Below are 9033 nucleotides of genomic sequence, written 5' to 3' on the forward strand. Positions count from 1 at the left end.
ACTGCAGGGGGGACCCTGTGGGAGAGTAGGACGCCGCCGAACAAATATTGGGAAAGCCCCCGCACATTGTGCGGGGGCTTTCTGCATTTCCGGGCCGTATCGGACCCGGTATGCCCCGTTACTTGCACGTCAGGGCACCCCTCCGCATCCGGACGGCGGGCCTGGCGGTAAGGTTCGATCGCATCATTGACACGTATCACCACAGGAGGCCCCCGGGTGGAGGTCCAGGAGACCCGCGTCCAGACGGATCGGGTGCTCACCATCCCCAACATCCTCAGCATGGCGCGACTTCTCGGCGTGCCGCTGTTCCTGTGGCTCATTCTGCGGCCCGAGTTCGGCGGCCCGAAGAGCGACGGCTGGGCGCTGCTCGTGCTGGCGCTGAGCGGTGTCACCGACTATCTCGACGGCAAGCTCGCGCGGCGCTGGAATCAGATCAGCAGCCTCGGCCGGCTGCTCGACCCCGCGGCCGACCGGCTGTACATCCTCTCCACCCTTCTCGGCCTCACCTGGCGGGAAATCCTGCCGTTGTGGCTCACGCTGGTTCTGCTGGCGCGTGAAGCCGTCCTCCTGGTGATGGTCGCCGTCCTGCGCCGGCACGGATATCCGCCACCGCAGGTGAACTTCCTCGGGAAGGCCGCGACGTTCAATCTGATGTACGCCTTCCCGCTCCTTCTGCTGAGCGACGGAAGCGGATGGCTGGCCTCCCTGGCGGCTGTTTTCGGTTGGGCCTTCGCAGGGTGGGGTACAACCCTCTATTGGTGGGCAGGAGTCCTCTACGTGGTGCAGGTCCGACGCCTTGTTCGCGCGGACACCATGGCCACTACCGACTGACTCGCCGATGAGTGGCCCTTCGGGGCCCGACGGCCCGTGTCCAGAACTGGCGCGACCCTTCGGGCGGAGGATGTCGGTCAACCCGTCGTCTGTCAGAGGAGGACGCTTCCGACATGAAGGCCGTCGTGATGGCCGGAGGCGAGGGCACCCGCCTTCGCCCCATGACCTCGAGCATGCCCAAACCGCTCCTGCCGGTGGTCAACCGGCCGATCATGGAGCACGTTCTGCGGCTGCTGAAAAGGCATGGGCTCAACGAAACCGTGGTCACCGTCCAGTTCCTGGCCTCCTTGGTCAAGAACTACTTCGGTGACGGCGAAGAGCTCGGTATGGAGCTCACCTATGCCAACGAGGAAAAGCCGCTCGGCACCGCGGGAAGCGTCAAGAACGCCGAAGAGGCACTCAAGGACGATGCCTTCCTCGTGATCTCCGGTGACGCCCTGACCGATTTCGATCTGACCGAGCTGATCAACTTCCACAAGGAGAAGGGCGCCCTCGTCACGGTCTGTCTGACGCGTGTGCCGAATCCGCTGGAGTTCGGCATCACCATCGTGGACGACGAGGGCAAGGTCGAGCGCTTCCTCGAGAAGCCGACCTGGGGCCAGGTCTTCTCCGACACGGTCAACACGGGCATCTACGTGATGGAGCCCGAGGTCTTCGACTACGTCCAGCCCGATGTGCCGGTGGACTGGTCCGGTGACGTGTTCCCGCAGCTCATGAAGGAAGGCAAGCCGATCTACGGCTTCGTCGCCGAGGGCTACTGGGAGGACGTCGGCACGCACGAGAGCTACGTGAAGGCTCAGGCCGACGTGCTCGAGGGCAAGGTCGACGTCGACATCGACGGCTTCGAGATCTCGCCGGGCGTATGGGTGGCCGAGGGCGCCGAGGTGCACCCGGACGCCGTCCTGCGCGGGCCCGTCTACATCGGCGACTACGCCAAGGTCGAGGCCGGCGCGGAGCTGCGCGAGCACACCGTCGTCGGTTCCAACGTGGTTGTGAAGAGCGGGGCCTTCCTGCACAAGGCCGTCGTCCACGACAACGTGTACGTCGGGCCGCACAGCAACCTCAGGGGCTGTGTGGTCGGCAAGAACACCGACATCATGCGGGCCGCCCGGATCGAGGACGGGGCGGTGATCGGCGACGAGTGCCTGATCGGTGAAGAATCGATCGTCCAGGGCAACGTGCGGGTCTACCCGTTCAAGACCATCGAGGCCGGCGCCTTCGTCAACACCTCGGTGATCTGGGAGTCCAGAGGCCAGGCGCATCTCTTCGGCGCGCGTGGCGTCTCCGGCATCCTGAACGTGGAGATCACCCCCGAGCTCGCGGTGCGGCTGGCGGGCGCGTACGCCACGACCCTGAAGAAGGGCGCCACCGTCACCACCGCGCGAGACCACTCGCGAGGTGCCCGCGCGCTCAAGCGGGCGGTGATCTCGGCGCTGCAGGCCAGCGCCATCGACGTCCGCGACCTGGAGAACGTGCCGCTGCCCGTCGCCCGGCAGCAGACCGCCCGGGGCAGCGCCGGCGGCATCATGATCCGCACGACTCCCGGTGTCCCGGACTCCGTGGACATCATGTTCTTCGACAGCCAGGGCGCGGACCTCTCGCAGGCCGGGCAGCGGAAGCTGGACCGCGTCTTCGCGCGGCAGGAGTACCGGCGGGCCTTCCCCGGCGAGATCGGCGACCTGCACTTCCCGTCCAGCACCTTCGACTCCTACACCGGGTCGCTGCTGCGCAACGTCGACACCAGCGGCATCGCCGACGCGGGGCTGAAGGTCGTGGTGGACGCCTCCAACGGCAGCGCCGGACTGGTGCTGCCCAGCCTGCTCGGCAAGCTCGGGGTCGACTCCCTGACGATCAACCCCGGTCTGGACGAGGCGCGGCCCACCGAGACGCTGGAGATGCGGCGTGCCGGGCTCAAGCGGCTCGGCGAGATCGTCGCCTCCTCCGGCGCGGCCTTCGGCGTGCGCTTCGACCCGGTCGGCGAGCGGCTGTCGCTCGTCGACGAACAGGGCCGCATCGTCGAGGACGACCGGGCGCTGCTGGTGATGCTGGACCTGGTCGCGGCCGAGCGCCGCAGCGGCCGGGTGGCGCTGCCGGTGACCACCACCCGCATCGCGGAGCAGGTGGCGGCCTACCACGGCACGCAGGTCGAGTGGACGACCACCTCGCCCGACGACCTGACCCGGGTCGGCCGCGAGGAGACGACCATCTTCGGCGGCGACGGCCGGGGCGGCTTCATCGTCCCCGAGTTCAGCGGCGTCTTCGACGGCACCGCCGCCTTCGTGCGGCTCATCGGGCTGGTCGCGCGCACCCAGCTCACCCTGAGCCAGATCGACGCGCGGATCCCGCGGGCGCACGTGCTCAAGCGGGACCTGGCCACGCCGTGGGCGGTCAAGGGCCTGGTGATGCGACGGGTGGTCGAGGCGGCCGGAGACCGGTTCGTCGACACCACCGACGGCGTGCGGGTCGTGGAGGCCGACGGGCGCTGGGTGCTGGTGCTGCCCGACCCGGCCGAGGCGGTCACCCACCTGTGGGCGGAGGGTCCCGACGACGCGTCCGCGCAGGCGCTCCTGGACGAGTGGAGCACCGTCGTGGAGGGCGCCGGCAACTGAGCCGAGCCTTTCCACGCGTGCCGGGAGGCCCCCGTGGCGGGGGCCGCCCGGCACGCCGGTGGGGCCGTTCGTAGTACACGGGCGCGGCATGCGACGATGTGCGGCATGCCGCAGCAGCCCCCCGTTCGGAGCACTCCCGTTCGCCCTCCGCGTCCGGACGCCTCCATGTCGCTGCTCACCAACGTCATGGACCACAGCCTCGACGACGGCTACGCCGAGGCGGCCGCGCGCAAGCGCGGGGAGGGCGGCGGGCTGCCGAAGACGCTCAAGGCGAAGCTGGGGCTGGCGGCCGGGCTCGTGCTGGCCGGCCTGGTGGTCACGCTGGGCGCGGCGCAGGCGCGGGAGGACGCGCCGGTGGTCGCCCGGGAGCGCGAGGAACTGATCGACCGGATCGGGCGCCAGACCGAGCGGGCCGACGCACTCCAGAGCAGCGTCGACCGGCTCCGGGCCGAGGTGGGCGAGCGGCAGCGCGAGGCGTTGCGGGAGCACGGCGGCGGCGGTGGCCGGCTGGAGACCGTCCAGATCCTGTCCGGGGCCGTCCCCGTGCACGGGCCGGGCGTCAAGCTGGTCGTCGACGACGCGGAGGACTCCGGCACCGGGGCCGACGGGGAGCCCCGCGGCTCCAGCGGCTTCTCGGACACCGGCCGGGTACGTGACCGGGACCTGCAGCGGGTCGTGAACGGGCTGTGGGAGTCGGGCGCCGAGGCGATCTCCGTCAACGGGCAGCGTCTCACCGCGCTGTCCGCCATCCGGGCGGCGGGCGACGCGATACTGGTCGACAACAAGCCGCTGGCGCCGCCGTACACGGTCCTGGCGGTGGGGGACGGGAAGCCGCTGAGCACCCGGTTCCAGGACAGCGCGGACGGGCTCTACCTGTACGCGCTGCAGGAGAACTACGGGATCCGCACGGCCATCTCGGTCGAGAAGGACCTGAAGCTGCCCGCGGCCCCCAGCGTCATACTGCGCGAGGCGAAGCCGGCGCAGCCATCGGAACCAGCAGAGGCCGAAGAGCCGAACAGCGGGAAGGGCACATCGTGATCGCCGTACTGGGCCTCGTCGTGGGAGTCGTGGTGGGCCTGCTGGTCCGGCCCGAGGTCCCGGTCGCCGTGGAGCCGTATCTCCCCATCGCCGTGGTGGCGGCGCTGGACGCCGTGTTCGGCGGACTGCGGGCCATGCTGGACGGCATCTTCGACGACAAGGTCTTCGTCGTGTCGTTCCTGTCCAACGTGGTCGTCGCGGCGCTGATCGTCTTCCTCGGCGACGAGCTGGGCGTGGGCGCCCAGCTGTCCACCGGTGTGGTGGTCGTCCTGGGCATCCGCATCTTCTCCAACGCCGCGGCCATCCGCCGGCACGTGTTCAGGGCGTGAGGCGATGAGCGAGGAGCATCACGAGGGGCCCGTGGGGCCCCGCGGGAACGGAGACGCGCCGGAGCACCGGTTGCGCAAGGAGCTGCCCCAGGAGAGGCCCGCCACGGCCCCTGAGCCGCAGGCGCCGGAACAGGAGGCTCCGCCGACCGTGACGGGCCGTCAGAGGCTCGTACAGAGCGTCTGGCCGCCCAGGGCGAGCAGGGCCCAGCTGATCGTGGCGCTGCTGCTGTTCGGTCTGGGCTTCGGACTGGCCGTCCAGGTGGCCTCGCACAGCGCGGGGGACACCGCGCTGCGCGGCGCCCGGCAGGAGGACCTGGTCCGCATCCTCGACGAGCTGGACGACCGCACGGCGCGGCTCGAGGAGGAGCAGAAGACCCTCGAGGACCAGCGGTCGGAGTTGGAGAACAGTTCCGACCAGGCCGAGGAGGCCCGCCGCCAGACGCTCGCCAGGGAGCGGCAGCTGGGCGTGCTGGCCGGCACGGTCCCCGCCGAGGGTCCCGGCATCGAGGTCACGGTCGAGGACCCGCGCAAGGCGGTGGGCCCCGACAAGCTGCTGGACGCCGTCCAGGAGCTGCGGGCCGCCGGAGCGGAGGCCATCGAGCTCAACGGCGTGCGCGTGGTCGCGAGCACCTACCTGACGGCCCGCCCGGACACGGGCGCCGGAGTGTCGGTGGACGGAAAGAAGATCTCCGCTCCGTATCGTTTCAAGGTCATCGGGAAACCGCAGGATCTGGAGCCCGCGCTGAACATCCCCGGAGGGGTGGTGCAGACTCTGGAGAAGGAGCAGGCCACCGTCGTCGTGGAGCGCCGGACGAAGATCGTCGTGGACGCCTTGCGAGCGGCGAAGCGGCCTGACTACGCTCGGTCGTCGGCCCGGTGAGGCGGGCCTACGGGTACGCCGTTCCGACGGGACGTCGGGTCGCGGGGGGTCGGCGCGCCGAAGAAGTGGTGTGTGGTGGAAACTGTATGGCGGAGACGGACGTTGTGAAGATGTCCGGGTCGGCCGGTCGGTGCAGTCAGGGTTCGTCCTGCCCCACGGGCGGGTCTGTTTCGGTCAAGGGGAATCGCCCGTGAATTTGTTTGCGAAGTTGTTCGGCAAGAGTGCGCGAGAGGGCGGCAGCGAGACGGCCCGCCATCGCGATGGTTCCGACGCGGGGAACCGGCCGCTCTACCGGGACCAGGTCGCTGGTCCGGAGGGTGGCAATTCCGGTGGTCACGGCGCGTCGGCCGTTGACCCTGCCCAGGCGGCCCGCATAGGTTTCGGGGACCCGTCGGGCTCAGCGGCGGGGCAGCCGCAGCAGGGGGATCCGTCCATGTCGGCGCTGGTGTGCACGCGGTGCGGCAACCGCAATCCGGAGAACAGCCGCTTCTGCTCGCACTGCGGAGCGCCGCTGCGGGCAGGCGTCCCGGAGCGTCCCTCCGAGACGACCTCGACGATCTCCATCTCCGGCATCGAGTCGTACGACCCGGAGGCCACCGGTCAGACGCAGGTCCCGGCCCTGTCGCCCGAGGCTCAGGCCGCGGTCGAGGCGCTGCCTGCCGGTTCGGCCCTCCTGGTGGTGCGGCGCGGCCCCAACTCCGGCAGCCGTTTCCTGCTGGACGCCGACCTGACGACGGCGGGTCGTCATCCGCAGAGCGACATCTTCCTGGACGACGTGACGGTCTCCCGCAGCCACGTGGAGTTCCGCCGCGGCCCCGAGGGTCACTTCACGGTGGCCGACGTGGGCAGCCTCAACGGCACGTACGTGAACCGGGAGCGCATCGACGAGGTCGCGCTGGCCAACGGTGACGAGGTCCAGATCGGCAAGTACCGCCTGGTCTTCTACGCGAGCCAGCGGAGCGTCTGACCCTCCGGACCAGTCCGGAGGCAACTCCAGGGAAGGTCCATGCTTGAACCACCCAGTGGCGGCGGCCGGACCGGCGCCGCCACCGCGGACAGCCGACTGATGAGCATCGGCACGGTGCTCAGTCTGCTGCGCGACGAGTTTCCCGAAGTCACCGTCTCCAAGATCCGGTTCCTGGAGTCGGAAGGGCTGGTCGAGCCCCGGCGCACCCCGTCGGGATACCGGAAGTTCAGTGCGGGGGACGTCGAGCGGCTGGCCCGGGTGCTGCGGATGCAGCGGGACGGCTATCTGCCCCTGAAGGTCATCCGTGAGCGTCTCGACGTGCTCGAGGGCGTGCGGGTCCCGGACGACGGGGCGGACGCCGACGCGGCCGTCCCCGCCCTTGGTGGAGCGGGCGAGCCGGAGGAGTACCCCGGCGAGGCGCCCGGGGCCGACCGGGAGCCGGAGGCCGCCACGGCGGTGCGGATCGGCCGCGACGAGCTCCTCGCGGCCGCCGGCACCGGCGAGGAGCAGCTGGAGGCCTGGGAGGCCTACGGGCTGATCGAGCCGCTGCCGGAGGGCGGCTACGACGCGGCGGCGGTCACCGTCGCCACGCTGCTCGCCGAGATGGCCCGGTTCGGGATCGAGCCGCGCCACCTGCGGGCCATGAAGACCGCCGCGGACCGCGACGCCGGCCTGGTGGACCAGGTCGTCGCCCCGCTGCGGCACCACCCCAACCCCGACACCAGGCAGGACGCGCGGGTCAGGACGCGGGAGCTGGCCGGGCTGGCCACCCGCCTGCACTCCGCGCTGCTGCAGACCGCCCTCGGCGTGCGCCTGTCGTGAGGGCCGGAAATCCACCCATGCCCTGCTCGACTACCCAAACCGTGCGGGCACGGCCTAGGGTTGCTGTGTGAACGAGCTCGATGTCGTAGGTGTCCGGGTCGAAATGCCCTCCAACCAGCCGATCGTGCTCCTGCGCGAAGTGGGAGGCGACCGCTACCTTCCCATCTGGATCGGCCCCGGGGAGGCGACGGCGATCGCCTTCGCCCAGCAGGGCATGGTGCCCGCGCGGCCGCTCACGCACGACCTTTTCAAGGACGTGCTGGAAGCGGTGGGCCAGGAGCTCAGCGAGGTGCGGATCACCGACCTTCGTGAGGGAGTCTTCTTCGCCGAGCTGGTCTTCGCCAGCGGCGTGGAGGTCAGCGCCCGCCCGTCCGACGCCATAGCGCTCGCCCTGCGCACCGGCACGCCGATCTACGGCAGCGACGGGGTGCTCGACGACGCGGGAATCGCGATCCCGGACGAGCAGGAGGACGAGGTGGAGAAGTTCCGCGAGTTCCTCGACCAGATCTCTCCCGAGGACTTCGGCACCAGCAACCAGTGACAGGACCACACGATCAGAGGCAGTCCCAGGACGCGCCGGCCGTTCGCGGCCGGCGCGTCGGCAATTGCCCGGGACGCGTGCCGCCGTCCTACGGCCCACGCGGAGCGCATTCGGCTAGCCTTTCCCCGTGACGGGGCACGGAAAACCACTCGTAGGGTGATTATCACTCGGCGTGGCGAGTGTGGCGATCGTTGACGCACCCCTGACGACTGCCTACCGTCTGGATGGCAGGTCTAGGACGGAGGTCGGCGTGAGAATCAGCGGCGACGGTACGGCCGACGGCTCCCCGGGACGTGTCCCGGGCGGCAGCGGTCCGTATCGGCCCCACGGCAACGCGGCCGGTTACGCGCCGCAGCGCTCGGCGGCCGGGACGGGCGGCCGGGACGGGGCACAGACGACGGCCGAGCAGGTCGGATACCGCGGGCCCACGGCCTGCGCCGCCGCGGGGATCACCTACCGCCAGCTGGACTACTGGGCGCGCACCGGGCTCGTCGAGCCCAGCGTGCGCCCGGCCCACGGGTCGGGGACACAGCGGCTCTACAGCTTCCGGGACGTCGTCGTCCTGAAGATCGTCAAGCGGTTCCTCGACACCGGGGTCTCGCTGCAGAACATCCGCACCACGGTCCAGCACCTGCGCGAGCAGGGGTTCCGGGACCTGGAGGGGATGACGCTGATGTGCGACGGGGCCACGGTCTACGAGTGCACCTCGCCGGACGAGGTGCACGCGCTGCTCCAGGGCGGCCAGGGGATCTTCGGCATCGCGGTCGGCGTCGTGTGGCGGGACGTCGAGAAGGCGCTCTCGCAGCTGCACGGCGAGCGCGTGGACACCGGGGAGACGCTGATCGGTCACAACCCTGCCGACGAGCTGGCGCGCAGGCGCGGCAACCGGGCGGTCTGACCCCGCCCCGCCCCGCCGCGCCCGAGGCCGGCCCGGCCGCTCACGGCTTCGGTCCGGCCGCCCGAGGTCCCGGCCCGCATCGCCGAGTGCGCCCGCGACTGGCCGGCCGGATACGTGG

9 protein-coding genes are annotated in these 9033 nt (G+C 70.6%); all 9 read left to right on the forward strand.

The features are described 5' to 3' along the window. The first annotated feature begins 216 nt into the window (after positions 1–216). Positions 217–831, forward strand: coding sequence for a CDP-alcohol phosphatidyltransferase family protein (locus ACFRAV_RS30775; protein WP_382560735.1), 615 nt, complete (start codon positions 217–219; stop codon positions 829–831). Positions 832–944: 113 nt separating this feature from the next. Beyond that, entirely contained in the window at positions 945–3440 is a 2496-nt protein-coding gene (locus ACFRAV_RS30780) for a mannose-1-phosphate guanyltransferase (RefSeq protein WP_351118305.1), read from the forward strand. Between the two features lie 96 nt (positions 3441–3536). Then, positions 3537–4478 carry a DUF881 domain-containing protein gene (locus tag ACFRAV_RS30785; protein ID WP_382560738.1) on the forward strand — a complete coding sequence of 314 codons (942 nt, stop codon included), beginning with the start codon at positions 3537–3539 and terminating at the stop codon, positions 4476–4478. Further along, the gene (locus tag ACFRAV_RS30790) at positions 4475–4807 is read left to right on the forward strand and encodes a small basic family protein (protein ID WP_108956887.1); all 333 of its coding nucleotides are present in this window, start codon (positions 4475–4477) and stop codon (positions 4805–4807) included. The genes ACFRAV_RS30785 and ACFRAV_RS30790 overlap by 4 nt, the downstream gene beginning before the upstream one ends. A 4-nt stretch (positions 4808–4811) precedes the next feature. Continuing rightward, positions 4812–5687, forward strand: coding sequence for a DUF881 domain-containing protein (locus tag ACFRAV_RS30795; protein ID WP_382560742.1), 876 nt, complete (start codon positions 4812–4814; stop codon positions 5685–5687). Between the two features lie 82 nt (positions 5688–5769). Then, entirely contained in the window at positions 5770–6654 is an 885-nt protein-coding gene (locus tag ACFRAV_RS30800) for an FHA domain-containing protein (RefSeq protein ID WP_382560748.1), read from the forward strand. Positions 6655–6693: 39 nt separating this feature from the next. Then, positions 6694–7476 carry a MerR family transcriptional regulator gene (locus ACFRAV_RS30805; protein ID WP_382560745.1) on the forward strand — a complete coding sequence of 261 codons (783 nt, stop codon included), beginning with the start codon at positions 6694–6696 and terminating at the stop codon, positions 7474–7476. A gap of 67 nt (positions 7477–7543) precedes the next feature. Next, positions 7544–8017: a bifunctional nuclease family protein gene (locus ACFRAV_RS30810; protein ID WP_151772043.1), complete on the forward strand. Its 474-nt coding sequence runs from the start codon at positions 7544–7546 to the stop codon at positions 8015–8017. Between the two features lie 250 nt (positions 8018–8267). Continuing rightward, positions 8268–8915 carry a MerR family transcriptional regulator gene (locus ACFRAV_RS30815; RefSeq protein ID WP_351118300.1) on the forward strand — a complete coding sequence of 216 codons (648 nt, stop codon included), beginning with the start codon at positions 8268–8270 and terminating at the stop codon, positions 8913–8915. Positions 8916–9033 lie beyond the last annotated feature (118 nt).

Origin of the sequence: Streptomyces sp. NPDC056600, assembly GCF_042792855.1 — a bacterium.
GTDB lineage: Bacteria > Actinomycetota > Actinomycetes > Streptomycetales > Streptomycetaceae > Streptomyces.